This window comes from Nonomuraea sp. NPDC005501, from assembly GCF_040605905.1.
Lineage (GTDB): Bacteria > Actinomycetota > Actinomycetes > Streptosporangiales > Streptosporangiaceae > Nonomuraea.
Genome location: NZ_JBEXDT010000221.1, coordinates 1 through 1,276 on the forward strand (window position 1 = coordinate 1; position 1,276 = coordinate 1,276).

The 1,276-nt window shown below is 75.0% G+C and carries 1 protein-coding gene and 1 pseudogene; one reads left to right on the plus strand and one right to left on the minus strand.

From position 1 onward, the window contains the following. Window positions 1-80: 80 nt before the first annotated feature. Window positions 81-938: a PT domain-containing protein gene (locus ABZS51_RS42685; protein ID WP_355454054.1), complete on the minus strand. Its 858-nt coding sequence runs from the start codon at window positions 936-938 to the stop codon at window positions 81-83. 54 nt (window positions 939-992) lie between these two features. On the opposite strand from ABZS51_RS42685, the pseudogene ABZS51_RS42690 reads away from it, so the two are divergent. Beyond that, window positions 993-1,276: pseudogene (locus ABZS51_RS42690) on the plus strand (hypothetical protein); the annotation flags it as partial.

A 1,276-nucleotide genomic window follows, 5' to 3' on the forward strand; every position in this document is an offset into this window, starting at 1 on the left:
AGCCTTCACAGACGACCCAGCCGTCCTCGACCCGAGGCGGCGACGGAGGCAACGGAGGCGGCCCGCTGCGGGGCGGGCCCTCAGCCGCAGTGGCTCCAGCCGGACTTCCAGCTCAGCGTCTTCCAGGAGCCGCCCCAGATGACGCACTGCTTCTTGGCGCCCAGGCGCACCGGCCCCGCGTACGCGGTGAAGCTGCCGGGGTTCGAGCCGCTGGACCCGCCCTTCACCTGGAGGACGGCGTTCATCGCGACCTTGCCCGGATACACGAGCTTGGACATGGTGACCACGCAGTTCTTGCCCGCACCCGTGTTGTAGAGCAGGTAGACGGTCGCGCTGCCGCCCAGCGCGTGGCTGTCGATCACCTTGTAGCCCGTGCCGCACACCTGCGCCGGGGTGTACGGGTTCGGCTTGAGCGGGGCGGCCGTCGGCTTGACCGTCGGCTTGGCGGTCGGCTTGACCGTCGGCTTGACGGTGGGCCTGGCCGTGGGCTTCGCGGTCGGCCTGGCCGTGGACTGCGCCGGAGGCGGCTCGACCGTGCCGGTGTCCGCGCCGCTCGTGGGCTCCGTGGCCGGCTCCACCTGGTTGTCCGGCTGCTTCTTGGTCTTCGTCGGCTTGGCGGCGGGCTCGGAGGTCTTGTCGGCCGGGGTCTCCTTCGTGTGCTGCGGAGGCGCGACCGTGGCCGGGATCTGGACCTGGGTGGGGATCGGCTGGAGCGGGCTCGGCTGCTTCTGCGCCGCCCCCGTCTCCGACGGCTTCGTCTGCTCCAGCTCCGGCGGCGGGACCGTGTCGTCCGTCTCCGGGATGATCACCTCCGCCGGCGGCTCCAGGGGCTGGCCGCCGCCCGAGCCGTCGGTGGGCGTCACCTGCGAGCGGCTGCCCACGGCGACGACCTCGGTGGGCTTGTCGGCGTTCGCCTGGACGACGACCGCGCCGGCCACGACCAGGAGCGCCGCCGCGGCCGCGCCCGAGAGGGCGAACGTCAGGGTGCGGCGATGCTTGGCCGCCTGACCGCCCTGCCCGTCCGGTCCGTTCTGCCCGCCCGGACCGGTGGGCCCGGTGGGACCGCCCTGCCGCCGGGTGGGCCCGGCCGGGCCGTTCCCGCCGCCGTGCGGCCCTTGGGCGCCGGGGTGTCCGGCTGCGGGGTGCTGGGCGCCGGGGTGTCCGGCTCCGGGGTGCTGGGCGCCGGGGTGGCCGAAGGGGGGCGCCTCCCGGCCCGGCCAGGCACCCTGGGGGCCTCCGCCGGGCGCCAGATCGGAAGAGCGACGTCACCGGAAAG